This window comes from Pseudomonas sp. NFACC42-2 (genome assembly GCF_900116055.1).
GTDB classification, from domain to species: Bacteria; Pseudomonadota; Gammaproteobacteria; order Pseudomonadales; family Pseudomonadaceae; genus Aquipseudomonas; species Aquipseudomonas marginalis.
This window is the reverse complement of record NZ_FOZO01000006.1, coordinates 182,844-208,633: the sequence shown is the minus strand read 5'-3', so window position 1 is coordinate 208,633 and position 25,790 is coordinate 182,844. Positions and strand designations below refer to the sequence as shown.

General features: G+C 56.4%; 20 protein-coding genes, 1 other RNA gene and 1 pseudogene. 8 read left to right on the top strand and 14 right to left on the bottom strand.

Annotated features, from left to right (window positions below):
• Window positions 1-128 precede the first annotated feature (128 nt).
• Together dnaK and grpE are read right to left on the bottom strand one after the other, a co-directional pair.
• On the bottom strand, window positions 129-2,042 hold the full coding sequence (gene dnaK / locus BM416_RS14825) for a molecular chaperone DnaK (RefSeq protein ID WP_027605358.1): 1,914 nt from the start codon (window positions 2,040-2,042) through the stop codon (window positions 129-131).
• A 102-nt stretch (window positions 2,043-2,144) separates the two neighbouring features.
• Window positions 2,145-2,705, bottom strand: a complete 561-nt coding sequence (gene grpE, locus BM416_RS14820; protein WP_027605357.1) for a nucleotide exchange factor GrpE — start codon at window positions 2,703-2,705, stop codon at window positions 2,145-2,147.
• A 254-nt stretch (window positions 2,706-2,959) separates the two neighbouring features.
• Here grpE and recN point away from each other — a divergent pair, with 254 nt between their 5' ends.
• Window positions 2,960-4,633, top strand: a complete 1,674-nt coding sequence (gene recN, locus BM416_RS14815) for a DNA repair protein RecN (protein ID WP_092488544.1) — start codon at window positions 2,960-2,962, stop codon at window positions 4,631-4,633.
• 85 nt (window positions 4,634-4,718) lie between these two features.
• On the opposite strand, the gene fur is transcribed toward recN, so the two are convergent.
• Window positions 4,719-5,123, bottom strand: coding sequence for a ferric iron uptake transcriptional regulator (fur, locus tag BM416_RS14810; protein WP_010562662.1), 405 nt, complete (start codon window positions 5,121-5,123; stop codon window positions 4,719-4,721).
• A 98-nt stretch (window positions 5,124-5,221) separates the two neighbouring features.
• Here fur and BM416_RS14805 point away from each other — a divergent pair, with 98 nt between their 5' ends.
• Window positions 5,222-5,749, top strand: a complete 528-nt coding sequence (locus BM416_RS14805) for an outer membrane protein assembly factor BamE (RefSeq protein ID WP_027605355.1) — start codon at window positions 5,222-5,224, stop codon at window positions 5,747-5,749.
• Between the two features lie 62 nt (window positions 5,750-5,811).
• Here the strand turns inward: BM416_RS14805 and BM416_RS14800 are convergent, their stop codons facing one another.
• Window positions 5,812-6,114 carry an RnfH family protein gene (locus tag BM416_RS14800; RefSeq protein ID WP_092488543.1) on the bottom strand — a complete coding sequence of 101 codons (303 nt, stop codon included), beginning with the start codon at window positions 6,112-6,114 and terminating at the stop codon, window positions 5,812-5,814.
• Complete coding sequence (locus BM416_RS14795) at window positions 6,107-6,541, bottom strand: type II toxin-antitoxin system RatA family toxin (protein WP_027605353.1); 435 nt, start codon at window positions 6,539-6,541, stop codon at window positions 6,107-6,109. Before BM416_RS14795 ends, BM416_RS14800 begins: the two co-directional genes overlap by 8 nt.
• A gap of 168 nt (window positions 6,542-6,709) precedes the next feature.
• Between BM416_RS14795 and smpB the strand changes: the two genes are divergently transcribed.
• Entirely contained in the window at window positions 6,710-7,192 is a 483-nt protein-coding gene (smpB, locus tag BM416_RS14790) for an SsrA-binding protein SmpB (protein WP_058427663.1), read from the top strand.
• 37 nt (window positions 7,193-7,229) lie between these two features.
• Here the strand turns inward: smpB and BM416_RS14785 are convergent, their stop codons facing one another.
• Window positions 7,230-7,997 (bottom strand): FCD domain-containing protein, encoded by a 768-nt coding sequence (locus BM416_RS14785; protein ID WP_074847629.1) that lies wholly within the window; start codon window positions 7,995-7,997, stop codon window positions 7,230-7,232.
• Window positions 7,998-8,258: 261 nt separating this feature from the next.
• On the opposite strand from BM416_RS14785, the gene BM416_RS14780 reads away from it, so the two are divergent.
• The 5 genes from BM416_RS14780 (at window position 8,259) to BM416_RS14760 (ending at window position 15,219) form a co-directional block, all read left to right on the top strand.
• The gene (locus BM416_RS14780; RefSeq protein WP_092488542.1) at window positions 8,259-9,953 is read left to right on the top strand and encodes a lactate permease LctP family transporter; all 1,695 of its coding nucleotides are present in this window, start codon (window positions 8,259-8,261) and stop codon (window positions 9,951-9,953) included.
• 105 nt (window positions 9,954-10,058) lie between these two features.
• Complete coding sequence (locus tag BM416_RS14775; protein WP_092488541.1) at window positions 10,059-12,869, top strand: FAD-binding and (Fe-S)-binding domain-containing protein; 2,811 nt, start codon at window positions 10,059-10,061, stop codon at window positions 12,867-12,869.
• Window positions 12,870-13,006: 137 nt separating this feature from the next.
• Window positions 13,007-13,285: a hypothetical protein gene (locus BM416_RS14770; RefSeq protein WP_065938289.1), complete on the top strand. Its 279-nt coding sequence runs from the start codon at window positions 13,007-13,009 to the stop codon at window positions 13,283-13,285.
• Window positions 13,286-13,379: 94 nt separating this feature from the next.
• Window positions 13,380-13,776: a transfer-messenger RNA gene (ssrA, locus tag BM416_RS14765) on the top strand.
• Between the two features lie 186 nt (window positions 13,777-13,962).
• Window positions 13,963-15,219, top strand: coding sequence for an integrase domain-containing protein (locus BM416_RS14760; RefSeq protein WP_092488540.1), 1,257 nt, complete (start codon window positions 13,963-13,965; stop codon window positions 15,217-15,219).
• A gap of 166 nt (window positions 15,220-15,385) precedes the next feature.
• On the opposite strand, the gene BM416_RS30855 is transcribed toward BM416_RS14760, so the two are convergent.
• From BM416_RS30855 to dbpB, 8 genes and pseudogenes are all read right to left on the bottom strand, one after another.
• The gene (locus BM416_RS30855) at window positions 15,386-15,655 is read right to left on the bottom strand and encodes a hypothetical protein (RefSeq protein WP_092488539.1); all 270 of its coding nucleotides are present in this window, start codon (window positions 15,653-15,655) and stop codon (window positions 15,386-15,388) included.
• Window positions 15,652-16,632: an integrase domain-containing protein gene (locus BM416_RS14750; RefSeq protein ID WP_092488538.1), complete on the bottom strand. Its 981-nt coding sequence runs from the start codon at window positions 16,630-16,632 to the stop codon at window positions 15,652-15,654. Before BM416_RS14750 ends, BM416_RS30855 begins: the two co-directional genes overlap by 4 nt.
• Window positions 16,616-16,969, bottom strand: a complete 354-nt coding sequence (locus BM416_RS14745) for a hypothetical protein (RefSeq protein ID WP_092488537.1) — start codon at window positions 16,967-16,969, stop codon at window positions 16,616-16,618. The genes BM416_RS14750 and BM416_RS14745 overlap by 17 nt, the downstream gene beginning before the upstream one ends.
• Window positions 16,962-18,353 carry a YfjI family protein gene (locus tag BM416_RS14740; RefSeq protein WP_092488571.1) on the bottom strand — a complete coding sequence of 464 codons (1,392 nt, stop codon included), beginning with the start codon at window positions 18,351-18,353 and terminating at the stop codon, window positions 16,962-16,964. The genes BM416_RS14745 and BM416_RS14740 overlap by 8 nt, the downstream gene beginning before the upstream one ends.
• A 1,391-nt stretch (window positions 18,354-19,744) precedes the next feature.
• Window positions 19,745-23,572 carry an anti-phage defense-associated sirtuin Dsr1 gene (gene dsr1 / locus BM416_RS14735; RefSeq protein WP_092488536.1) on the bottom strand — a complete coding sequence of 1,276 codons (3,828 nt, stop codon included), beginning with the start codon at window positions 23,570-23,572 and terminating at the stop codon, window positions 19,745-19,747.
• Window positions 23,573-23,843: 271 nt separating this feature from the next.
• A pseudogene (locus tag BM416_RS14730) lies at window positions 23,844-24,155 on the bottom strand (6-pyruvoyl tetrahydropterin synthase family protein); the annotation flags it as partial.
• Between the two features lie 54 nt (window positions 24,156-24,209).
• On the bottom strand, window positions 24,210-24,647 hold the full coding sequence (locus BM416_RS14725) for a hypothetical protein (protein ID WP_092488535.1): 438 nt from the start codon (window positions 24,645-24,647) through the stop codon (window positions 24,210-24,212).
• Window positions 24,648-24,678: 31 nt separating this feature from the next.
• Window positions 24,679-25,734: a DGQHR domain-containing protein DpdB gene (gene dbpB, locus BM416_RS14720; protein ID WP_256577519.1), complete on the bottom strand. Its 1,056-nt coding sequence runs from the start codon at window positions 25,732-25,734 to the stop codon at window positions 24,679-24,681.
• Window positions 25,735-25,790: the final 56 nt, after the last annotated feature.

Here is a 25,790-nt window from a genome sequence, read left to right as displayed (position 1 = left end):
GCCAACACCCGAACGCAGTCGCATGCTGTAAAAATTCGCATACCCCAGACACGCCAACGCGGGAGCAAGCTCCCGCGCGGCGACATCCTACCAGTCACCGCTTGATAGCGGTCAACCGGACGACCAACTTACTTCTTGTCGGTAACTTCTTCGAACTCGGCATCGACAACATCGTCTTTAGCTTCAGGCTCTGCCTGTTGAGCAGCACCGTCAGCCGGCTGAGCCTGTTCGGCGTACATTTTCTGAGCCACTGGTGCGGAAACTTTCGACAACTCCTCAACCTTGGCTTCAATGGCAGCCTTGTCGTCGCCTTTAACAGCGGCTTCCAGGGCAACTACAGCAGCTTCGATCGCGGCCTTCTCTTCAGCGGTCACTTTCTCGCCAGCATCAGCGATCATTTTGCGTGTCGAGTGAACCAGTGCGTCGCCCTGGTTACGGGCACCTGCCAACTCTTCGAACTTCTTGTCAGCTTCAGCATTGGTTTCAGCATCACGGATCATCTGTTGAATTTCTTCATCAGAAAGACCGGAGTTGGCCTTGATGGTGATCTTCTGCTCTTTGCCGGTAGCCTTGTCTTTCGCACCTACGTGGAGAATGCCGTTGGCGTCGATGTCGAAGGTCACTTCGATCTGTGGCACGCCACGCGGGGCTGGTGGAATCTCAGCCAGGTCGAACTTGCCCAGGGACTTGTTCTGAGCAGCCTGCTTACGCTCACCTTGCAGCACGTGAATGGTCACAGCACCCTGGTTGTCATCAGCCGTCGAGAACACCTGGGATTTCTTGGTAGGAATCGTGGTGTTTTTCTCGATCAGCGCAGTCATCACGCCACCCATGGTTTCGATACCCAGGGTCAGCGGGCTTACGTCCAGCAGCAACACGTCTTTCACGTCACCAGCCAGTACCGCGCCCTGGATGGCAGCACCCATGGCAACCGCTTCGTCCGGGTTCACATCTTTACGTGCTTCTTTGCCGAAGAACTCGGTAACCAACTTCTGAACCAGTGGCATACGGGTCTGACCGCCTACCAGGATCACGTCGTTGATCGCACCAACATCAATACCGGAGTCTTTCAGCGCAATGCGGCATGGCTCGATGGTGCGTTGAACCAGATCTTCGACCAGCGCTTCCAACTTGGCGCGAGATATCTTCACGTTCAAGTGCTTAGGACCGGTGGCGTCTGCAGTGATGTACGGCAGGTTAACGTCGGTCGACTGAGCAGAGGACAGCTCGATCTTGGCTTTTTCAGCAGCCTCTTTCAGGCGCTGCATCGCCAGCGGGTCACCCTTGAGGTTCATGCCGCTTTCTTTCTTGAATTCGTCAACGAGGTAGTCGATCAGACGAATGTCAAAGTCCTCACCACCCAGGAAGGTGTCGCCGTTGGTGGCCAATACTTCGAACTGGTGCTCGCCGTCTACTTCAGCGATCTCGATCACGGAAACGTCGAACGTACCGCCACCCAGGTCATAAACGATCACGGTGTGATCGCCCTTGGCCTTGTCCATACCGTAAGCCAGAGCAGCTGCGGTCGGTTCGTTGATGATACGTTTTACATCCAGGCCCGCGATGCGGCCGGCGTCTTTGGTCGCCTGGCGCTGGCTGTCGTTGAAATAGGCTGGAACGGTGATCACCGCCTCAGTCACTGTCTCACCCAAGTAATCTTCGGCAGTCTTCTTCATCTTCTTCAAGATTTCAGCCGAGATTTGCGGTGGCGACATTTTCTGGCCATTTACTTCAACCCAGGCGTCACCGTTGTCAGCCTTGGCAATCTTGTAAGGGACCATCTTGATGTCTTTTTGTACGACTTCTTCGTCGAACTTACGACCGATCAGGCGCTTCACCGCGTACAGGGTGTTATGCGGGTTGGTCACAGCCTGGCGCTTGGCCGACTGGCCAACCAGGATTTCACCGTCGTTGGCGTAAGCGATGATCGACGGCGTGGTACGCGCGCCTTCGGCGTTTTCGATTACTTTTGCAACGCCGTTTTCCAACACGGAGACGCAGGAGTTGGTGGTCCCCAGGTCAATACCGATAATTTTGCCCATGATTTACTCTCCCGAAACTTGAATTTGGTTGCCGCAGCAGTGGTGGCTAACTGCGGTAGCACTTAAACGCTTGACTTATAAATGGGGGCCTTGCGGCGGATTTCAAGCCTGCTCATCAATAGAAGGTGCAACGGGTGCAGGAGCCTTGCTCACTACCACCATTGCAGGGCGCAACAGGCGACCGTTGAGCTGATAGCCCTTCTGGAACACTTTCAACACACTGTTGGGTTCGAGGTCGTGGCTTTCTTGCATGGCCATGGCCTGGTGAAGCTCAGCGCTGAACGGTTCGCCCCCTTGCGGATCAATGGCTTCCAGCTGATAACGCTTCAGGGTGTCCTGAAACATTTTCAGGGTCAGTTCGATCCCTTCGCGCATAGGGCGGATGTTTTCGTCATCCGGGTTGGACAACTCGAGGCCACGCTCCAGGCTGTCAATAATTGGCAGCAGGTCGCCCGCGAACTTTTCCAGCCCGAACTTGTGAGCTTTTTCTACGTCCTGCTCGGCACGGCGGCGGACGTTCTGCAGATCGGCGGCAACACGCAAAGACTGATCCTGCGCAGCGGCCAACTGCTCTTCGAGCACTTGCACACGAGTTGCCAGTTCATCACCGACAGCCGAATTGGCGTCCGGAGTTTGCGTATCCTGCGTCTGTTCGTCAGCCATAGATTTCTCCTTTCAAAATCATGCGCGAACTCAACTCGCGCTTCTGTTCCGGTATATGGGGCCACAATTTCCAGGTTCAAGGGGACAGGCGCTACCAAAAGTCTTTCGCCTGCCCCAGATCAACTTCAACCCGATCATTCTCCTTTGCACTAAAAAACCTGGGCGACCGAGCAAATTGAGCTAAGCATCAGGATTGTCAGCCCAGAACAAAACACTGTATAAATAACCAGACCTAAAGCCTGGGAGCGGCCGTCATGCTCGTGCACCTGTCTGTACACAACTACGCCATCGTTGAACATCTGGATCTCGAACTGGATCGCGGGATGAGCGTAATCACAGGCGAAACCGGCGCCGGCAAGTCGATCATGCTCGACGCCCTGGGCCTGACCCTGGGCGACCGCGCCGACAGTGGCGTGGTGCGCCCCGGCGCGGACAAGGCCGACATTCTGGCCACCTTCGACCTCGCGGACATCCCCGAAGCCGAAGCCTGGCTGGTCGAGCGCGACCTGAATAATGACGGGCCATGCATCCTGCGCCGAGTCATCACCGCCGAGGGCCGCTCGCGCGGCTATATCAATGGAACGCCCTGCCCCCTTGGCGACCTGAAGGCCCTGGGCGAACTGCTGATCGACATCCATAGCCAGCATGAACACCAATCCCTGCTCAAAACCGACACCCATCGCCGCCTGCTCGACGAATACGCTGGCGCCACCGACCTTGCCCGACAGGTACAACTGGCCGCCCAGCGCTGGCGCCAGACCCGACAGGAGCTGGAGCGACTGTCCAATTCCGGTGACGAGCAACGCGCTCGCCATCAATTGCTCAGCTATCAGCTTGAAGAGCTGGAAAGCCTGGGCCTTGGCGAAACCGAGCTGGAACAACTGGAACAGGAACACAAGAATCTCACCAACGCCGAAACCCTGCTGTCTATCTGCCGCCAGGTGGTGGAGCAATGCAGCGAGAGCGATTCCGGCAATGTGCTCAATGCGCTCACCGCCAGCCTCAACCGACTGTCCAGTGTTAACAGCGCTTCAGGCTCACTGAGTGAAGCCACCACCCTGCTGACCAGTGCGCAAATCCAGGTAGAAGAAGCCGTCGGCGAACTCAATCGCTTTCTTGATCATTTCGACGCTGACCCGGCGCGGCTGCAGGAAATAGAAGAGCGCCTGGACACCATCTATACGCTGGCGCGCAAACATCGAATCCAGCCCACCGAAGTGGCAACCATGCAGCAGAAGCTGCTGGATGAAATCGAGACCCTGAACGCGAATGACGAATCCATCGAGCGACTGGGCGAAGAGCTCGGCTCTTTTGCCCGCCACTATCAGGAGAAGGCCCGCGAACTGAGCGATCTGCGCCAACAGGCCGCCACCAGCCTGGCTGGCGCCGTCGAGCAGGAAATTCAGCGCCTGGGCATGCCGGGCGGGCGCTTTACCATCGAGTTGCGCACCAACACCAGCAATGAGCTGCAGCCCTACGGCCTGGAGCAGGTAGAACTACTGGTCAGCGCCAACCCGGGGCAACCGCTCAAGGCACTGGCAAAGGTGGCGTCTGGTGGTGAGCTGTCACGAATCAGCCTGGCGATCCAAGTGATTACGGCGCAAACCTCACGAGTACCGACACTGGTGTTCGATGAAGTAGACGTAGGTATCGGCGGCCCCACGGCGGAAATTGTGGGTCAGTTACTGCGTCGCCTGGGGGATCGCGGCCAGGTGCTGACCGTTACTCACTTGCCACAAGTGGCGGCTCAAGGACATCAGCACTTGTTTGTGCACAAGGTGAGAGGCAGCGAAGCGACACACACAGCGGTATCCAAACTGAACAAGTCGGAGCGCGTGGAAGAAGTGGCGCGGATGCTCGGCGGGATCGACTTGACCAAAGAATCTTTGGCACACGCGAAGAAAATGGTCGTAGCCGCCAAGGCCTGAGCCGAGCTTTTCCTTATTATAGAAAGCACGAAGGCGACCCCAGGGTCGCCTTCGATCGTTTCGCAGAGCAATTCTGCGTCGCTTTTTACTTTTTCTTACGGATGTACAACACAAGATTGTGGTCGACCAAATCAAAACCATGCTCCTCAGCAATTTCGTGCTGGAGCTTTTCGATTGCCGGGCTGGTGAACTCGATAACCTCATTGGTATCCAGGTCAACCATGTGGTCGTGATGACCACCGTCAGCCAATTCGAACACTGCATGACCGCCGTCGAAATTATGACGAACCACCAGCCCTGCGGCTTCAAACTGGGTCAGTACACGGTAAACCGTGGCCAGGCCGACGTCCTCGTTAGACTCCATCAGCGCCTTGTAAACATCCTCGGCACTCATGTGGCGCTGCTCAGCAGAATCGAGCATTTGTAGAATCTTGACTCGTGGCAGAGTCACTTTAAGACCGGCTTTGCGTAGTTCGCTATTTTCAACCATGGTTAGCTTTCTCGCGGATGCTGCTTCGCAGCTTCTCTTAATACGGGTATGATCGGCGTTTACGTTGTCCCAGCCAAGATAGTGGAAGTCGCCCACCGATGCAAAACACCAAGCTCTTGCTAACCAGTTTCACCTTTGTGGGACTGCTCGCACTCGCCGGTTGTTCATTCCCCGGGGTTTACAAAATCGACATCCAGCAGGGCAATGTCGTCACGCAGGACATGATAGACCAGTTACGCCCGGGAATGACCCGACGGCAAGTACGGTTTATTATGGGCAACCCCCTGCTGACCGACACTTTCCACGCCGATCGCTGGGATTATCTCTATAGCCTGCAGCCTGGTGGCGGTGAACGCCAACAGGAGCGTGTCAGCGTCATTTTCAATGGCAATGACCAGCTTGTCAGCCTGTCGGGTGACTTCATGCCAGGCGTAAGCCGTGATCAAGCGCTGCTCGGCAACGATAACGGCACAAACGTGACTGCACCTGTGCAGGAAAGCGAGAAGCCGAAGTCCGAAGTACCGGCCAAGCCAGGCTCCTTGCTCGACAAGATCCAGAAAGACGTCGACGGGGTCGAAACGGTCCCTGTCCCGACGCCTCAGCCTCTGGACACCAGCCCGCAGTAACATTGCGGCGCATATAAAAAGCCCGGCATGCCGGGCTTTTTGCTGCCTGTCATTCAGCCAGTCTATGGATGCTGCCGCTTCGCCAACGCCGCCTTGGCAGCACGCAGCCTGCGCACTTCTTTAGGGTCCACAAGCAAGGGCCGATAGATTTCAATGCGATCGCCCGATTGTACGGGGCGCACCTCCGCATCCGTGACGACCTTACCGAATACCCCCAAGGGGCAAGCAGCCAGATCCAGCTCAGGAAACTGCATAGCCATCCCTGACAATTGCACTGCTGCACGCAGACTGGTTCCCGAAGCCACCGTCAGCGCCAGCAGAACCTGGCGATCCTCGGCGGCATAAACCACCTCGACCTCAACCATGCAATTGCTTGGCTCGCTGACAGAATGCATCCACCAGGGTATTGGCCGCCTGATTGAACAACGGCCCCAATGTGGCCCGCACAATCGGCCCAGCGTAATCAAACGACAAATCCAGGCTGATCTTGCAGGCCTTGTCGGTAAGCGCCTTGAAAACCCATACACCATGCAGCTGGGTAAACGGCCCTTCCTGCAAATTCATTTCAATGGACTTGCCCGGCACCAGCGCATTCCGCGTAACAAAGTGCTGACTGAGCCCGCCTTTCGCCACCCCAACACTGGCAACCATATGCTCATCACTGCTTTCCAGCACCTCGGCAGTTGAGCACCAAGGCAGGAATTCCGGGTAACGCGCCACGTCGTTGACCAGGTCATAGAGCGCCTGCGCCGGATAGGGCAGCAGGGCCGAACGTTGAATATGCGTCGTCATGTGTGCGTGATTTCCACAGCTGAGCGGCAAACATCGCGAAACAACAGTCCGATCCGCGAAAGAAAAAAACCAAAGAACTGCCGGTATTGTCCGGGATTCGACCAACACGCTCAAGCACGCAGGTTGACCGTAGCCGACACGCTCGCAACTCCCTATAATGCCGCCCCTATGGCTAAACAAAAGAAACACCCCACAGGGACCATCGCGCAAAATAAAAAAGCGCGACACGATTACTTCATCGAACATCGGTTCGAGGCTGGTCTGGTCCTGGCCGGCTGGGAAGTAAAGAGTCTGCGTGCCAGCAAGTTGCAACTGGTCGACAGCTACGTATTGCTCAAGGATGGCGAGGCATGGCTGCTTGGCAGTCATATCACCCCGCTGACAACCGCGAGCACCCACGTGATTGCCGACCCGGTGCGCACTCGCAAACTATTGCTCAATGCCCGTGAACTGGAAAAGCTCGCCGCAGCCGTGCAGCAGAAAGGCTACGCCTGTGTCTGCCTGTCCTGGTATTGGAGCAAGCACCTGGTCAAGTGCGAGATCGCATTGGGCAAGGGCAAGAAGGAATACGATAAGCGTGATTCTGAGCGCGAACGCGATTCCAACCGCGAACTGCATCGCGCCGTGCGCAACAAGGGCAAGGAAGAGTAACCCTTGTAACGATGTAGCCTCGGGACTTCCCCCCCGGCTACATCCCCTTGCGCCGCTCCGCACGCGCCACGCGCTGAACCTCCTGACGCACCTCCTCCAACACTTCCTGCACGTACTCAAGGTGACGTGTCGAGACTTCTCGCGCCTGTTCGGCCCGACCCTCGATAATCGCCATGTACAACTCCCGGTGCTGACTGATCAGCATGTCGCGCGTCTCCGTACGTTGCTGATACATGCCGCCAATATTGGTCACCACGTTACGCTTGAGCAGGTCGAACAAGCCGCGAATGGTGTGCAGCAACACCGCGTTATGGCTGGCCTCCGCAATGGCCAGGTGGAACTGTGCATCCGCAGCCCCCTCCTCGACCCGGCTCACTTCATCAACGCGGGCATAGCAATCCTGCAAGGCTTCGAATGCAGCGGTCAGCCGCTCACGGTCGACCTCAGTAGCTCGCAATGCTGCGTAATAAGCACAGGACGCTTCAAGGGTCTGACGAAACTCCAGCAGGTCACGCTGGGCCTCGGGATTGTTTTCCAACAGGTGCAGCAACGGATCGCTGAACGTCGAGCCCAGTGACTCGGCAACATAATTGCCCCCACCTTGACGGCTCACCAACAAGCCCTTGGCCGCCAGCTTCTGAATCGCCTCCCTCAACGAAGGACGCGACACACCAAACTGTTCAGCCAAAGCGCGCTCGGCCGGCAACCGCTCACCCGACTTCAACGTGCCCTCAAGGATCATCCCCTCAAGCTGCTCGACTATATCGTCAGACAAACGGCGCTGACGCACCTGATCAAACCCCATAACTCACTCTCCACCATCCCGACCACTCGCCGGGCCCTCTATTCTGGCCTATCGCCGTTCTTCCAGCACCTATCAGAACCGCTTCGATTCACCCGATCAAACCACCTCGCCTGCCGGGCTACGACCAAAGTTTCGCAAGCGGCAAATTGACACATACCCCGAAGACTTTTAACCTAGCCTCCAGCGATTGTAAATTGGTATTACCAATTATCCAAGTCGACTATGAAGTGCCTGACCAACAACAATTAGGGGCCACCCCATATGCAAACCTGGCAACAGCTCTACAGCCCGCTCGGCAGCCTCGGCCTGTCCGCAATGGCCGCCGTTATTCCGATCGTGTTCTTCTTCCTGGCTCTGGCCGTGTTTCGCCTCAAAGGCCACGTGGCCGGCAGCATCACGCTGGCGTTGTCGATACTGGTAGCGATCTTTGCCTTCCACATGCCAGTGGACATGGCGCTGGCCGCCGCCGGTTACGGTTTTGCCTATGGCCTGTGGCCTATTGCCTGGATCATTGTCGCGGCGGTGTTTCTCTACAAACTCACCGTCAAGAGCGGCCAGTTCGAGATCATCCGCAGCTCTGTCCTGTCTATCACCGATGACCAGCGCCTGCAGGTGCTGTTGATCGGCTTCTGCTTCGGCGCATTCCTGGAAGGTGCTGCCGGTTTCGGCGCCCCCGTGGCGATTACCGCCGCACTGCTGGTAGGCCTGGGCTTCAACCCGCTGTACGCGGCCGGCCTGTGCCTGATTGCCAACACCGCACCCGTCGCCTTTGGCGCCCTGGGAATTCCGATCATCGTTGCCGGGCAAGTGACCGGAATCGATGCATTCAAGATCGGCGCCATGACTGGCCGCCAACTGCCGCTGCTGTCGCTGTTCGTGCCGTTCTGGCTGGTCTTCATGATGGATGGCCTGCGCGGCGTTCGCGAAACCTGGCCAGCTGCGTTGGTCGCGGGCCTGAGCTTCGCCATTACGCAGTACTTCACGTCCAACTTCATCGGCCCGGAACTGCCGGACATCACCTCGGCCCTGGCCAGCCTGATCTCTCTGACCCTGTTCCTGAAAGTCTGGCAACCCAAACGCACTGCGGGCGCGCAGATTGCCGGCGCCACTTCCGACGCAGCGATTACCGCCAGCGCCGGCGGCTTCGGCCTGCCGCGCAGCACCGTCGCCTCGCCTTACAGCCTGGGGCAGATTTTCAAGGCCTGGTCACCTTTCCTGATCCTAACCGTATTGGTCACCATCTGGACCCTCAAACCGTTCAAGGCGATGTTCGCCGCAGGCGGTTCGATGTACAGCTGGGTATTCAACTTTGCGATCCCACACCTAGATCAAATGGTGGTCAAGGTCGCACCCATCGTGACCAACCCGACTGCGATCCCAGCGATATTCAAGCTGGACCCGATTTCAGCGACCGGTACCGCGATTTTCTTCTCGGCACTGATCTCGATGCTGGTACTCAAGATCAATATCAAGATTGGTCTTACCACTTTAAAAGAAACTTTCTACGAGTTGCGTTGGCCGATCCTGTCTATCGGCATGGTGCTGGCATTCGCCTTTGTCACCAATTACTCCGGCATGTCTTCGACCATGGCACTGGTATTGGCCGGCACCGGCGCAGCCTTCCCGTTCTTCTCGCCTTTCCTAGGCTGGCTGGGGGTTTTCCTGACAGGCTCCGACACATCGTCCAATGCCCTGTTCAGCTCGTTGCAAGCCACCACGGCGCATCAGATCGGCGTCAACGACACGCTTCTGGTCGCTGCAAACACCAGCGGCGGCGTGACCGGCAAAATGATTTCGCCGCAATCGATCGCCGTGGCCTGCGCCGCTACCGGACTGGTGGGTAAAGAATCCGACCTGTTCCGCTTCACCCTCAAGCACAGCCTGTTCTTCGCCACGATCGTCGGGCTGATCACCCTGGCTCAGGCTTACTGGTTTACCGGCATGCTGGTGCACTAAAGCCGTAGTAATAGGGTCATAACCGACGCCGGGCTCTAACTTCGGCGTCGGCTTTGCGCAATCGTGTCAATACGGCGCCCAGGGGGTGCTGATCCTGGAGGACCAATGAGTCTGCCTGCCGCTTTCCTTGCTGACGTCGCACAGCTGATCCCACAAGATCGACGTTTCGACGATCCACTTTCCACCCTCGCATTCGGCACTGACGCCAGCTTTTACCGATTGATCCCACAATTGGTGATCCGCGTCGAGTCGGAAGACGAAGTGGTGGCACTGCTGCAACTGGCCCAGCGTGAACGTGTGCCGGTAACCTTCCGCGCAGCCGGCACCAGCCTGTCCGGACAAGCGATAAGCGACTCGGTACTGATCGTGCTGGGGGACAATTGGAACGGCCGTGAGATTCGCGGGCAAGGCACTCAGATCCGCCTGCAACCCGGCGTCATCGGCGCACAGGCCAACGCCTGGCTGGCGCCATTCGGGCGCAAGATCGGCCCAGACCCGGCGTCGATCAATGCCTGCAAGATCGGCGGAATCGTCGCCAACAACGCCAGTGGCATGTGCTGCGGTACGGCGCAGAACACCTACCACACCCTGGCCGGAATTCGTCTGGTCCTGGCCGATGGCAGCCGCCTCGATACAGAAGACGCAAGCAGCGTTACGGCGTTTCGTGAACAGCACGGCGCACTGCTCGAGCGCCTGGCCACACTCGGCCGTGAAACGCGGGCAAACGCTGAATTGGCAGCAAAAATCCGCCACAAATACCGTCTGAAAAATACCACCGGCCTGTCACTCAACGCCCTGGTGGATTTTGATGAACCGCTGGATATCCTCAGCCATTTATTGGTGGGCTCCGAGGGAACCCTAGGATTTATCAGCGCAGTCACCTATGACACCGTGATCGATCACCCGAACAAGGCGTCGGCGTTGATCGTGTTTCCGGATGTGGAGACCTGCTGCAACGCAGTCACCGTCCTGAAGACCCAACCGGTGTCGGCCGTCGAGCTGCTGGACCGACGCAGCATGCGCTCGGTGCAGGACAAACCGGGCATGCCCGCATTCGTACAACACTTGTCAGAAAATGCCTGCGCTCTGCTGATTGAATCCCGCGCCGCATCGCCGTCATTGCTGCATGAACAATTGGCACTGATCATGGCGTCGCTGGCCGGTTTCCCGGTGGAGAAACAGGTCGACTTCACCGAAGACCCGGTGGAAAACGCCCGCCTGTGGGCCATCCGCAAGGACACCTTCCCTGCCGTAGGTGCTGTACGCAAAACCGGCACCACGGTGATCATCGAAGACGTCACCTTCCCGGTCGAGCAACTGGCCATTGGCGTGAACCGCTTGATCGAACTGTTCGACAAACATCACTACGACGAAGCCATCCTTTTCGGACATGCCCTGGAAGGCAATCTGCACTTTGTGTTCACCCAAGGCTTCAACAGCGCGGATGAAGTCACACGCTATCAAGCGTTCATGGATGACGTCGCGCAATTGGTGGCCGTGGAGTTCGGCGGTTCGCTGAAAGCCGAACACGGCACCGGCCGCAATATGGCACCGTTCGTGGAGCTGGAATGGGGCAGCGAAGCCTATCAATTGATGTGGCAACTCAAACGCCTGCTCGATCCCAACGGCATTCTCAATCCTGATGTGGTGCTCAGCGAAGATCCGCAGATTCACCTCAAGCACCTCAAGCCGCTGCCCGCGGCCGATGAGCTTGTGGATAAGTGCATCGAATGCGGCTTCTGTGAACCGGTATGCCCATCGAAGGGCCTGACGTTGAGCCCGCGCCAGCGCATCGTAATCTGGCGAGATATACAGGCGAAAAAACGCGCCGGCGTCGACACCACCGAACTGGAAGCGGCCTACCACTACCAAGGCATCGACACGTGCGCCGCCACCGGCCTATGCGCCCAACGCTGTCCGGTAGGAATCAATACCGGCGATCTGGTGAAAAAACTGCGAAGCCGTGACGCCGACCGTACGAAAACCGCCGAATGGCTGGCCACCCATTTCGCCACGGCACTGCAAGGTGCGCGCTTTACCCTGCATGTAGCCAATGGTGCACGCATGCTGCTGGGAGCGCCTCGCCTGGCGAAGCTGTCGGCCACCATGACCAAGTTGTCCAAGGGGCAGATTCCGCAGTGGACCAACGCCATGCCACAACCGGAAAAAGCCATTCGCTTCAGCCCGGCGGTGACGGATGAGCGGCCACGAGTGGTCTACCTGGCGGCCTGCGTTTCACGCGCCATGGGCCCGGCGGCAGGTGATAAAGAGCAGATGTCGTTGTACGAAAAAACCCAGGGCCTGCTGGAAAAAGCCGGTTACCAGGTCGTGTTTCCCGACAACCAGGACAACCTGTGCTGCGGCCAACCTTTCGCGTCCAAAGGCTACGCCGAACAGGCAGAACACAAACGCCAGGAACTGATCGGCGCCCTACTCCATGCCAGCCGCGGTGGCCTGGACCCGATCTATTGCGACACCAGCCCCTGCACGCTGCGCCTGGTGCAAGACCTCGGCGAAACGCGCCTGGACCTTTACGACCCAGTACGTTTCATCCGCACACACCTGATGGACCGTCTCGATTTCACCCCACAGGAAGCGCCGATCGCCGTACACGTCACCTGCAGCACCCAACACCTGGGAGAAAGCCAGGCCCTGATCGACCTGGCCCGCCGCTGTGCCAAAACCGTGGTAATTCCGGAAGGCATTCACTGCTGCGGGTTTGCCGGCGACAAAGGTTTCACCACGCCGGAACTCAACGCCCACTCGCTTCGCTCCCTCAAGGATGCAGTGCAGCACTGCAGTGAAGGGATCTCCACCAGCCGCACCTGCGAGATCGGCCTGAGCCAGCATGGCGGCATCGACTATCACGGGTTGGTATACCTCGTGGATCGCGTGACCCAGGCCCGCGCCCATTGATCCCGCAAAAAAACAGAACCCCTGCGCGCTGGCGTAGTCATCTGCATAGGCCTCGACGAACGAGGCCCATCAGTGATGTCGCTGGCAGCCCATGAACGCCAGCAGCGTCGAGCCTTTTTTGCGCAAGGAGATACCCTATGAAGCGTTCCGCTCTTGCTGGCTTGTTCATTACCGCTGCGATGTTGGCCTCCCCTGCTTTCGCTGCTGGCGAGCCCGACCTGTGCAAGATAAACCTGGACAAAATCAACAACGGTAAAGCGCTGCTCGCCACCGACACCAGTGGCAAAAGCGGCGAAATCGACACAGCCGTCTCCCAAGCCAAGGCCGCCCACGCCGCCGGTGATGACAAGAAGTGCATCGAAATCACCTCCAAGGCCCTGCAAGACCTGCAGAACCTGGAAAAAGGCGGCCAGTAAACGATAGGGCCAACCTTCGGGTTGGCCTTCCGTGACCGTTTGGCGTACACTGCACAGGCTTGTCACTCACTATGAAACAACGAGTTACAAGCACGGGGCCGTTTAGGATTCGACGCCGGTCGCGAAACTTTAGGTGCATGCCGAGTTGGTAACAGAACTCGTAAATCCACTGTTGCAACTACTTATAGTTGCCAATGACGAAAACTACGGCCAGGAATTCGCTATCGCTGCGTAAGCAGCCTTAGACCTGAGCTTCTGGTACCTTCGGGTCCAGCAATCACCAGGGGATGTCTGTAAACCCAAAGTGATTGTCATATAGAACAGAATCGCCGTGCAGTACGTTGTGGACGAAGCGGCTAAAACTTACACAACTCGCCCAAAGCACCCTGCCCTTCGGGTCGCTGAGGGTTAACTTAATAGAAACGGCTACGCATGTAGTACCGACAGCGGAGTACTGGCGGACGGGGGTTCAAATCCCCCCGGCTCCACCACTTCATCATCTAAAGACGTCCACGGACGTCTTTTTTTGTGTCTGAAATCCAGTAAATACGGGGATTTCAGGGCTTTTTGAGGCTTTCGAGGTTTTCTGAGTTCCAGGCGGTTTGGTATCCCAGGTGGTATCCCGCGCTACCTAGTGCTATTTTCAGGATACCAAAACGGTGCTGGAGGTAGCCCCCATGCCTACTAACGCAACCCGCCTCTCCGATCGCCAGCTCAAGGCAGTCAAGGCAACTGGTAAAGACTTCGTCCTTAGCGACGGCGATGGCTTGCAGCTTCGAGTACGGGCCAGCGGCTCGATGATGTGGAATTTCAATTACCGCGAGCCGTTGATCAGACGCCGTATCAACATGGCGCTTGGTCCATACCCCGACCTCTCGCTAGCCAATGCCCGAAAGAAAGCCGCAGAGGCGCGTGAGTTGCTCGCTTTGGGCATTGATCCCAAAACCCAGCGTGATGAGGTAAGGCAAGCCAAACTTGCTGAGAGTGAACACACTTTCGAGAAGGTGGCCACGGCCTGGTTCGAGCTGAAGAAAGACTCCGTAACCAAAGCCTACGCCGAAGACATTTGGAGATCGCTGACGCTTCATGTTTTCCCAAGCATGAAAACAACGCCGCTCTCTCAAATCACTGCTCCGATGGTTATCAAGATCCTTCGTCCAATCGAGGCCAAAGGGAGCCTCGAAACCGTGAAACGATTGAGCCAACGACTCAACGAGATCATGACCTACGGGGTCAACTCCGGGCTGATATTCGCGAACCCCCTCAATGGAATTCGGGCGGTGTTCAAGAAACCCAAGAAAGAGAACATGGCTGCGCTACCACCTGAGGAGCTTCCCGAGCTCATGATGGAAATCGCGAACGCCAGCATCAAGCGCACGACCCGCTGCCTGATCGAATGGCAACTGCACACGATGACCCGCCCTGCCGAAGCAGCCACCACACGATGGGCAGATATCGACTTCGACAAGCGCATTTGGACCATTCCGCCAGAGCGCATGAAAAAGCGTCGGCCGCACACAATCCCTCTTACCGATCAGGCACTTTCGTTACTGGAGACGCTCAAGAAACTCAGCGGTAACAGAGAGTACGTGTTCCCCTCAGATAGAAATCCCCGCACCCATGCCAATAGCCAGACCGCCAACATGGCGTTGAAGCGCATGGGCTTTCAGGACCGTCTAGTCAGCCACGGCTTACGCTCGATGGCGAGCACCATCCTGAATGAGCATGGCTGGGATCCGGAGCTGATCGAGGTCGCACTGGCGCATGTCGACAAGGACGAAGTTCGTAGCGCCTACAACCGGACGGATTACATCGAACGCCGGCGTCCGATGATGGCTTGGTGGAGTGAACATATCCAGAAGGCGGCCACCGGCAGCCTGTCGGCATCGGCCATCAATCAAACCAGAGATCGCAACGTCGTACCGATTCGCTGAACATCCAAAAGGTACGCGCCACCGGCTACGATCCGTGTCGTGTAGTAGGGCGAAAGGAGTGACGACAGTTGCCAGATCTCTGGTATGCCTGCGCCTCTTCAGCCAAGCTCCTGAGTATGGGAAGGCTCCGCATTCCCATACTCAGGAGCTCACGCTTAAAGGTCTATCAGGCAACCACGACTTTTGCCTTTCTGCGGCGGATCAACCCTGCTGTCAATTCGTAGTAGTAGACGGTAGCTGGAGCTGAGCATCGCAGGTAGTGTTCCAGAAACCATCTCACGTGTTTGTCCCTCCAGGACCAAGGAGTTGCGCAACTCCAGCGCTCACGAATAACCTCGTGCATCCTTTCTGCTTGCCTGATGTGCCGCTGCTGCGTGGCATGTGCACCTTTGAGCACGGGGCGCAGGAACAACGCTATGTCGAACTCGGCCGTCATCGCAGGCCTCCGATGTAGGCACTCACCACATCGATGCGGTTATGTCCCAACTCGTGGCTGATCTGCTTACGGGCTCGCTGATCGAGTGCTCGATCCTCTTGATGAACACGACCACCATTAACGGGTGCAGGAAAGCCGATTAGTTGCTCATAGCGCTCACAGGCGTAAGCCGCCCGCAGCTCATGAAAACCTTTCAATCCATGCTCATGCAGGATGTCCCGTGCCGGTCGCACAACTGCGTGCATAAAGTCTTTGTAGCTTTCGTCGGGCGCCAACAAATTCCGGCTGCCATTGGGTGAGGTCGCGCTGGCCCAATCCAGGGCATCGCGAACTTGATCCGTGACCGTAATCCAGCGCGGTGCCGAGGCCCCTGATCGACCACCTTTGGTGCCATCCTGGATGTTGATCTTGCCCAGTTGCCGAACCTCACGTTGCAGTCGGGGCAGATCGGCCAGGATCGCTTCGCGCAGGCGCATACCAGTCTCACGGGCGAGGAGCACAATGGCACTCACCCTCGATTGCTGACGATCTGACAGCGCCCGCGCGATCAACTCGACCTGCGCACGGTCTTGGCCTTGCGGAGCCTCACTACGCACGCTTGAGCGCTGCAAGCCCAGCGCCTTACTCGGACTCGGGATTTTGACGTACTGATCACCGCGCAGCGCGGCCATCGTTCGGTTCACGCTGGACAGTCGGTTCTGCGCGGTGGCAATGCCGACGTTGCCCTGATCAACCTGCTCCCGCACGTGGACGGCGTACCGCATGAGGATCTCGCGGTCTATCTGGCGCGCGTCGTTGACCCTCGGTCCTTCATCGGATCGACACCAATGCACGAACGCCTGCCAGCGATCGCTATGGGCTTTGACAGAAGCAAAATGGCCGTCGCCAAACAGGTCTTTCAGTGCTCGCGGTCCAGCATAGCTAAGCTGGCGACCAAAGCCGAAATTGCGCCCCGCTCGCTTACCGACCTGAGCCATTTTTCTGCTCCTGATCGACTGCAGTGAGATCATGCAAGAGGGCTTGCCAGTGCGCACTTACAATCGCGAACTGAGCCCAATCACTCGGGCGAAAACACAGCGTGTTGTCGGCGACGTAAAGATGCGCACCCTCCTCTTTCAACCACTGAATAATGGCTGTCGTAGAGGCGATAGCTTTATGGGTGGGGGCGACACTGGCGACAGCGGCGACAGCCCTCGGTCTGCTTGGTTTTGAGCGTGGCGACAAAGTGGCGACAGTAGCGGCGACAAATCGCGCTTTAGGCTCCTTTTGACGCTGAGCCAGATGGTTGCGCAGCGCTTCATCAAGATTAAACATGGCGCACCTCGAAGGTGTGGCCATCGGTGATCAACCACTGATGATCAATCAACTCAACCAGCAGCTTGGCGGCATGACGACTGCTCTTGCGGGCAAAGCGGGGACCGTTGCGGTTCAATTCACGAATACTGAAACGCTTCCAATCTTTGACCTGTAGCCATCGCAGCAGCCGGTCTGCCTCTTCTTTTACTCGACACACTGGCTCCTGCTCAGTCAGGCGCTGGATCTCGGTGAGGTAGTAGCCGACTAAAGCGGAGGCCCGCTGGATATGGTCGACCTCCACGACGCTGCTCTCCTCCAAGACTGCAAGAATGCCGGCGACGCGCAGCAGGTTATCGGCCGCCTTTGATCCGCTGGGCCGTACGCTGGCCAGCTCGCCAAACTCCCCCAACTGGGCCTCGATAGCATCATGCAAATCAATCCAGCGACGGCGGGCTAACGGACTCAGTGTCAGCGGTGATAGCCGCAAGGCACCGTCAGCGGAAAGTGACCAAGGCTGATGAAACAGGGCCGAAAGACGGTGGTGATATCGAATTAGGGCGGGGTCTTTGGACAAGTCGACAGACTGGTAACTGCGTTGTCCGGCCAGGCTGGTGGGCCAGGTGATGAGACAGCGACCGAGAATGCCTTGCCCCTGCAGCAATGGGTCACTGAGTAACTGCATGGCTAGATACGGTTGCAGCATCAGGTGCAGGCTTAAGCGTCGATCGTAAGCTCGCAAGCTTTCACCCGCCATAGACCGCGCGCGATCTATCGGACTGCCGTCCCAGAGTGACGACAAGGTCGTAACCGCTTTCAAACGGTTATCTCGACTCATGGTGCTGCTGCCGAGGAATTGTCCCCCTTCATCGCAGAACAACCCCATACTCGGCAGGTCATGGCAGAGCCCTTTGATCAGAGCTTCAATAGTTGGGTCCGTGGTAATCAGCCTCGGTGCAGAGGGCTCCGCTTCGAGCGGTACACCGTTCGCGGAGTCGGGATCGGCAGGGTTGATACGCTGCATCTGGCGCTGTGCGGCGCGGTACCGGGCAAGCTGTTCGCGGTAGCGCTGCCACTGCTCACGCTCCCATTGGCGTGCTGGCAGCAATGCAGATCGGTCTGCCGCCGTTTTACGATCCCCCGAAGCTGCCACCGTGATCAGGTACAGCGAGAGAGGATAATTTCTCCCGTCGAGCTGTAGGCCGGCATGACCTTGGGTAGCCAGCGCCGAGGCAGCCAACACCGATTGTGCAGCCAATGCCTGGGGCACGCCGATGACCTCGGCCATGCGCTCCACCGCAAGCCCAAGAATCCCACCCAGTGCCTGCACCGGATAAGGCTGGGCCACGGGATTCGAGTCAATCAACGGTCGTGGTAGTTCAAGCTTCGGATCTAACTGCTGCATGGCCCTCTCCTCGTTCATTGCTGGTTGTCCTCACGTAGTCCCGCCACGGTTGTTGAGTGTTATCAGGGATCAAGGCCCCTGCGGCCTGTGAGGTGCTCACTGACGCGGAACGAACGGCTCCTTACAACCGGGAGCGAGGGCATAACCCCATGAATCTGGCCTCCTTAGTCGCATCCGAAGATGCGGGCGGGTAGAGGCTGTGCCGACTGACGAGTTCGGCACCTGGAGATCCGGAGTAGGAGAAGGCAACGACATGGACACCTGGGGCATGCCTGACTGTCAGTCAGATGCAGCCTTTCCATTGGCTGCGGCACCGGTGCCTGTGTCGTTGCGGATGGCGACGAATCGGATTTGTCAGGTCGATTGTCACGAGGAGAGTTGCGGCAATGCCCTGTACGACGTGGCTTGCAGCAGTGGTACGAGCGCCCGTCTCTTTCCAGAAGAAAGAGACGGGCGCGGATTGGCGCAGCGAAGTGTGCCGAGAGGTGAGGTTGCTGCAGTGCAGCGAGAAAGGTCCATCGTCTGCCGCAGTGGGCAGATCAGTCGAGTAGGCATCCATCACTCTTGGGGAGTGACCGTGCGAGCCGCCGGACGCTAATCGCACTTCGGAAGAACCACCACACAAGTGGCGTAGCCTTAAAGGTTCTGGCTACCTGGGCTGGTGCTGTCAACGACAGCGATCCGTACGCCAATTTTTATACCCCCTCGAAAAAGCGGTCAAGCGTCACTGCCGAAGTGCTCAGAAAGTGGCGACTGTCGCCAGTTTTGTCGCCATGCTCCAGGCCACGTTCTACGTGGATTGTCGCCGGCGTCGCCGCTGTCGCCACACCTACATCCATGCCCAACGAGAAGATCCGCACATACACTGAAATGGCGCAGCGCTCGATAGAAATCGCGGGGAATTACTGACGGGTGAAAGCAAGCGTAGCTCTAACCAAATTTGAACATGGGAAAGTGGAACAAGGTGGCTTCGAGAAAAAGCGAGGAACCCTCCGATCAGCGCGATCAAAGATCGCTTGATCGGAGGGTTTGGCGGGAAAAGCAAATCTCAAACGTCAAGCCCACTCTGTGAGCTTTGACCACGGGATCTTTGCCATGCGCATAAAGGTGACAGGACAGCGTAGTTTTGCGGAGCTTGATCCGGCGAAGCAGCTCCGACTTTTCAGCCTCGGAAAGGGTGAAGACGGTTGCTGGTCGGCCCATGTCGGTATCAGTCCCTGATGAGTAAACATCTAAAGAGGCGAGCTCAAATTTTCATTGGTAGTTCTGAACTCCACACTAGAGCGACGGTACATTCGACATTCAGATTAATTGTCGAGGCTAGCTGAGACCACGTCGAGGATCGCCTGAAAGGTGCCTGAAATCGAATGCACCATTCGTCTATCGGTGGATTACCCTCCCATACGCTGTAAAAGCTCGTCGAGCCTCCTGAATTGAGCGGTGTCCCTGAGCGCCGGTTCGGACTGCACGATTGAGCTCAAGCATTTTCGGAGCTCTTCAGGGAAGACGTGATGCTCCCCTGTAACAGCATCAAGAAGCGCTAGCGAGTCCTTTGGATAAAGACTGCAATGACCTGAGTCCGCCAAGCTTTGCATCACGGAATAAGAGAATTCCAATGGCATCAACCAATCGAAAATGGCTTTTAAGGCTACAGGAAATTTTTTCCCTGCGGCCAATGCCAGCTGAGCGAGAGAATCTGCGATTCTCTCAGTTTTCAGCTCCAAACTTTTTGGCCATATCCTCTCCCAGAACGGCTGTATACGGTTCGACCAGTTTTCCTCCCGTTGACCCGCTGCACCTTCCAAGGCTTGTGAGAGCGCCTGTGCCGACTCCTCCAGCCCATCGACGGGCAGCGCCGCAATGGCCGTGCGAAGTTCTTGGACGGAGAAGCCTTCAACTGGGCCTATTGCTACATAAGTGAAGAACGCGGCAAATTGTTGCTTGTGCTCACCCAGTTCCTCGTAGTGATGTGCAGTTTGCAAGAGTTCAGATTTGAAGGCGGCTAGCAGCGGTTGATAGAGCCGCGGCGACCACAGAAATCCTTCCCAGATGCCCTTTGCTTCGAACGCATCTCGCTCCCAATTCAACAGAGGGAGCAGACAGTGCTCTGTCCAATCCTTGTCGACTCGGTAGAGCGAGATCAAGTGCGATCCCAGGATCACTCGACCATGACGGTAGCGTTGGATATTCGTATCCGTCAGCTCCGTGAAGAAGTCTGACAGTGCTGGTGGGAGCTCTTCATTATCGCGAGGGGACTGCCGATACCAATGATTGATGAGAACTTGAGTGACCATTCCGACGGGATGGTTGATGGCTTCATTAACGGGGCGAGCATTGGAGGAATCGTCCTCTGGTTCAGCATCTGATTCAGATGGCAGATCCATTAGACGTCGGCACAATGCGTAGAGCTGATCCTCATCCCTGATCGTGGTCTTCTCGGAGAGGACTTCCAACCAGCTGGAAACGCTATGAGCGATTTCGCCCAATTTATTACCGGGGAGGGCCAACACTACGGGGACTGCATGTGTCCAGAAACGAGCATGCAAACGTCTATCCCACCAGGCACGGAGTGCTTCCCTCCAACGCTCAATCGGCCACTCCCCCTGTGAGGACAGTTCGGAGAGAGCGTGAAGAGTGGTCAGAGGGCGCGTTCGACATGTGTCGCTCCATGTGTCCCGGCTGATCCCATACGAATCCTTAGCCGGTAATTTGAGCCATTCAATCAACTCAGCCTTATTGTCAGGCGCGACGCTGACCTCAATTTTGCTTTCAAAGTCGGGGTCACCAGTACCAGTCATCCAGGAGGAGAACTCATCTCGCTCATTCTCCGAGACTCGCCACAGTGGGTTGGCCACTGACAGATGTTGCAGGCGTTTGGCCGCGGAGGCATTCAGTTTGAACCCAGAAGTTTGGAGCTTTGCCAGGTTCAGCCAGGTTGAGTGCGCAGTGGCGCCCTGGATGCGTTCAGGCTCCAAATCGATACGGTAAATATCGCGTGGAGGGCCTTTGAGGATCGCGCGCTGAAGCTGCGCCCCGGCTGTCCTGGATAGCTGCCCACCCTGAAGGACTAACAGACGCAGTACCTCCCGCCGGGTTTCAATCGACCATAGCCACCAGCCTTCGTTAGATGTAAGCCAAGACACCCATATGTTCTGGTCGACGCACTCTTCCTGGCTGGCTGCGAAGAATGCTAATCGCTTGAACGCTGGGTAGGGCATATCGAACCACCGCACAGCGATTTGGCTAGCGTGACTAGAGTTTTCAAGCCGCAGGGCAAGCCACATATCACGTAGCAGTTCGATGAGTGTGACCCACTCCCGGAAGCCTCGGTTCTGAGGATGCGGCATAATTGAAGGCAAGTGTCTGTAAGACTTGTCTGAGCGATTGGTCGCATCACCCAGTAGGCTTGCAAGATCCAATGCCTCTAGCAGGAGGCGTTCGAAATCATCGATTAGCCCGGGTAGAAATCCGCTCAGGTTGCAATTCATTAGGTCTTGCAACGTCGAGCGGACATGATTGGAGGCCAGGACAACCTCCCAATTCAGGCTATCTTTGAGGCGCTTTTCGCCATCATTGTCGCTGGCACTACTTCCCCAATGCATCGGTTCTCTAAGCAGTAATTTGGGTGCCAGTAATGTACGAAGCTCGAGTCGATGGAGTACTGACATGCCATCTGTTCTGACACGGCTCAGCCAGCTGTGAAGTCCAGTATGTTGAGAGAGCGACTTGACTCGACCGCTGAGCAATATGCGCCATAGCAACTCCATCTGCGGGGTAACAATTGCATTGGGGGCGTGCGTTGAAATTTCCTTGATCGCCAAGCTCCCTCCCCCTCGTTGTGAGAACGCTAGGTCATTGAGTCGCTTCTCGATCAATGCCCCGAGATAGCTGTGCAGGACACCGCCCTGCGACACAACCCACATTAGCAACTGCGGGTCATTCAAATGCCTGATCAGCCATTGGGATAGATGGCGCATGACCTCATCCATCGCGACATTGTTCGTGACGCCGGACGCGAGTCGCATTCTTGGAGCGAGTCCATGAGGTGTTGGGCGATCGATCAGACTGAATCGCAGCTCCTCATCCACCTCCAGTGATACTGGGATACCAAACCGATTGAGGTCACAGTGCCTGAAGCGGGTGTCTGAGAACGCATGTGTGAGCCACTCCAGAGGAGGAACTGGATTGAGTTCTGCAAATTGACGGGCTGGCCCGCCTGTTTTGTCCGCGAGCGCCCAGAGCATTCGTCCGACAAAGTCATCCTCCTTGGTGCTGGAGGATGGGCGTGCAAAGGCATTCACCGATACCATCCGCATCTTTCCGGTGATGCCGTCCCTGTAGGTTTCGCTCCATGACCGCAGCGTTTTATGTAGGCGCCAATGGTCGTAGTTATCTGGCGTCACCTTGTAGAGGATGGGGGTAACACCTTTGGCCTTCCACTCGGTGGTCTTGCGGTCCTCCTGCCCTGGCTCGCAATCTCCAAAGGCCCAAGCCTGGGGCGTGGTTTCACCTAGCATCCGGTCAGCAGCGAGTGCGTCCATCATGTAGCGAAGTACTGGATCGTTGATGCTGTACCCGATAAAACAGACGATATAGTTGCGGAAGAGCTCACTTACAAAGCGGGCCGCCCAGCGCTCGGTCAGGTATGCAAGTCCGAAATCGCCGCTGGTGACAACCAGGCGATTCAAGGCATCTTCATCAGGCTCATTCGGCAGCACCCCATGCAAGGCGACCAACCCATTCCAACGGCTTTTTTTGGGGATGGGCAGCATGGGCGCGTTGAAGGTCTGCAGCTTCTGCTTGGAGCGCTTCGCCGCTGCGTCGAATAGTCTGTCGAAGTTTGTGGTTACGAGCCGAAGTGCTCCAGACCTCGTTTCTGCAAGTCTAAGCAACGCTTCGTGTGTTGCCGTGGCCCCTTTGAGCTTGAGGTTAGGTTTCAGCGCCGCGGCCAATGCAGACCTCACCTTTCCTCTCTGGCCGGGCAACCTCCGCTCGAGGAGGTCGAGTGTTGCATCGTATTTCTCGCTCTTAAAGGCTTCCAGCTCGATCTCGCTTTTCGTTGTTCCCGATAGTTCATAGATCCTCTCAACCAAGCCTTTGAAGCCTGGCAGCCCTGCTGGGTACGAGATGCCCGCTCCGCAGAAGAAAACCACTTTCCCCTCTTCATGTGCCTGCAAAAGCTCTTCGGGGACGTCAGGCCCATCTGCTACAAACTGCATGCTGCTCCTCCTAGAGCGTGAAGGCTGAGCACGCTCAGCAGAATCTCAATAGCGGTTTATGGGCACAGCGCCTAGTTTCAGGCAAGCACAGCTTAGGCTTCACAAGCCATACCGAGATTCGGTTCTGAGCTTTCCCGACTCTGATAGGTGGGCACCGAAAGGGGATTGTGACAGCGTATCATCAACCTGGCCGGTGTCTGCCATAGGGCTGGATTTACGCAAGGTGAGTTGGCCGGACACTTACCGGCCCTCTATAAATACATTCGCTTGTTCATGCCTCGTGAATACGTACTTCGGATAGTTCTGGGAGCAATGGCTTTAACTCCTGCCAAACCCAAACGGCTAAAGCCTCGCTCGTCGGACTTTCCAGCCCGTGAATTTCATTAAGACAATTAAGATCAAAGCGCTTACACAGAGGCGCGAAATTCTCCTTTATCTCGGAAGAATCCCTACCCCAACCTGACGCTCTATCAACAGGGCCATCGATATAGATCGCGATACAAAAGGAATGACCATGCAGACGCCCACATTTGTGCCCTTCTGGACCACAGGGCAGTCGATGAGCGGCCTCAAAAACGAACTCTTAAAAAATCTACACTGATTCCTCCCGTATCTCAGGCGACAAAAAACAGCTAGACTAAACCTTCCAAGACTCAAGATCGATGCATAGCGTTTCAAACAAAAACTCTACAACTTTGGCTCGCCCCTCACCCAGCGCTGATGCAATGGTGATTACGGAAACCAAAATGGAGTTAACAGTGTGCAAATCGGCGACATCACTCAGGCAATTTAATATTTCTTCAAATTTCCCCAACATAGCAGTTTGGGAAAAGTTTAATGCCTGCACCACATGGGTAGATGGCGTCAGGTAGAGAATATTCGCACGCGTCCGCAAACCGTAGGCTTCAGTCAGCATGCCATACCCTTCAGAAGGGAAAGCTTCGTCCTGCCCTGCAAGCCTCCTCAATGCCTCCTGAAAAGCCATTGATAGATGAAGAATTACTTCTGAGAACTCTTTTACACTGGCGTCACTGGCCAGGGCTGGAGACAGATCCGATGAAAACAAAGTAGGCATATTGCCTCCTAAATAATAGTAATTAACCCTGTTAGCTAGGTACGAGTTCCGAACTTCGAACTACCCTGGTCAAATGATCAGTTAAAAGATGAATATCACCATGTAAATTTTGAACGCCATTCCATGGCCGGCTGCCTGTTTTAAAGGACCACTCTCCCGAACCGAGCGTCCAAGCTGTATATCCTTGTAGCTTTCTAAGGCCTAACTTGAATACTGGGGCCAGTGGTGCTCCTGTAGCACACAACTGTTCCATGACGAACCCCATAGAAATAATCCCCGCGCTATGGACTAGACGAGAACTTTTAGGTGTATGACCATGCCAAGCATTTCCAAACACCTCCTGGACCGCCTGGAAAAACTCACTGATGGCCAAGAAACACCGATCTTCACCTCCCGGCAACTCAATCACCTCCCGACAGTAACCGTCTGATAGGGAATTCATTACCAGTTTTTGGAGCGACGTATCGCCGATGACTCCTAAGGGATTGGTATGCTGCTTAATCTGACCTTGCAAAGAAGATCGATCGTCATAATTCAGCATTTCCACGATGCGTGCTGCGCGGGCGCGGGAAGTCATTCTGAATGGAAGGCCGCTGACAGACGGGAGCAGTTCATATACCAGCGATTTCGGTAACGGACTGGTGTTGTTGACGAGAATAAATTGCCGGCGAAGCTCTTCCTGATTTTCACACACAAGAGCAGACACCAATAACTGGAATGAACTCCCCTCGAGCCCAGCTAACGCAGATAGGCGCTGCTGGCCATCCACAACGAACCCAGGAGGGCCGGATGAAATATCCACCTCAATTTCTGCATAGGCTCCATCTCCTTCCGCCACCCGAACTCCACTGGTAAACGCTAGCACCACAGCATTGGGCATTACCGCATCGGGACGGGAGAGGTAGTCGCGGATCTCTCGTATGTGCTTGGACACCTGTGGCCGCTGAAAGCCATGAAGGGCACCACGGTCATCACGCTTGACTCGGTCGATGCTAGCGATCGCCAAAATCTGCTCAACGGTAGCCGCAAACGATACCACTTGATGGGTTGGGCTCTGTAACGCCTTGATTGCGCTGAACTTAAGCAATGAGTCTCTTCCTTCATCAAACGCCCTCCAGAAAGAGGGGTATGTAGCAGCAGTAT

Excerpts from the sequence above, each read along its gene's own strand:
- BM416_RS14770 (WP_065938289.1), top strand. The coding sequence starts at position 13,007 with ATGAAGCGTTCCGCTCTTGCTGGCTTGTTCATTACCGCTGCGATGTTG.
- BM416_RS14725 (WP_092488535.1), bottom strand. The coding sequence starts at position 24,647 with ATGCCTACTTTGTTTTCATCGGATCTGTCTCCAGCCCTGGCCAGTGAC.
- BM416_RS30855 (WP_092488539.1), bottom strand. The coding sequence starts at position 15,655 with ATGACGGCCGAGTTCGACATAGCGTTGTTCCTGCGCCCCGTGCTCAAA.
- fur (WP_010562662.1), bottom strand. The coding sequence starts at position 5,123 with ATGGTTGAAAATAGCGAACTACGCAAAGCCGGTCTTAAAGTGACTCTG.
- dsr1 (WP_092488536.1), bottom strand. The coding sequence starts at position 23,572 with ATGCAGTTTGTAGCAGATGGGCCTGACGTCCCCGAAGAGCTTTTGCAG.
- BM416_RS14800 (WP_092488543.1), bottom strand. The coding sequence starts at position 6,114 with ATGGTTGAGGTCGAGGTGGTTTATGCCGCCGAGGATCGCCAGGTTCTG.
- dnaK (WP_027605358.1), bottom strand. The coding sequence starts at position 2,042 with ATGGGCAAAATTATCGGTATTGACCTGGGGACCACCAACTCCTGCGTC.
- BM416_RS14750 (WP_092488538.1), bottom strand. The coding sequence starts at position 16,632 with ATGGCTCAGGTCGGTAAGCGAGCGGGGCGCAATTTCGGCTTTGGTCGC.
- BM416_RS14745 (WP_092488537.1), bottom strand. The coding sequence starts at position 16,969 with ATGTTTAATCTTGATGAAGCGCTGCGCAACCATCTGGCTCAGCGTCAA.
- BM416_RS14805 (WP_027605355.1), top strand. The coding sequence starts at position 5,222 with ATGCAAAACACCAAGCTCTTGCTAACCAGTTTCACCTTTGTGGGACTG.
- recN (WP_092488544.1), top strand. The coding sequence starts at position 2,960 with ATGCTCGTGCACCTGTCTGTACACAACTACGCCATCGTTGAACATCTG.
- BM416_RS14795 (WP_027605353.1), bottom strand. The coding sequence starts at position 6,541 with ATGACGACGCATATTCAACGTTCGGCCCTGCTGCCCTATCCGGCGCAG.
- BM416_RS14740 (WP_092488571.1), bottom strand. The coding sequence starts at position 18,353 with ATGCAGCAGTTAGATCCGAAGCTTGAACTACCACGACCGTTGATTGAC.
- BM416_RS14775 (WP_092488541.1), top strand. The coding sequence starts at position 10,059 with ATGAGTCTGCCTGCCGCTTTCCTTGCTGACGTCGCACAGCTGATCCCA.
- smpB (WP_058427663.1), top strand. The coding sequence starts at position 6,710 with ATGGCTAAACAAAAGAAACACCCCACAGGGACCATCGCGCAAAATAAA.
- grpE (WP_027605357.1), bottom strand. The coding sequence starts at position 2,705 with ATGGCTGACGAACAGACGCAGGATACGCAAACTCCGGACGCCAATTCG.
- BM416_RS14760 (WP_092488540.1), top strand. The coding sequence starts at position 13,963 with ATGCCTACTAACGCAACCCGCCTCTCCGATCGCCAGCTCAAGGCAGTC.
- BM416_RS14785 (WP_074847629.1), bottom strand. The coding sequence starts at position 7,997 with ATGGGGTTTGATCAGGTGCGTCAGCGCCGTTTGTCTGACGATATAGTC.
- BM416_RS14780 (WP_092488542.1), top strand. The coding sequence starts at position 8,259 with ATGCAAACCTGGCAACAGCTCTACAGCCCGCTCGGCAGCCTCGGCCTG.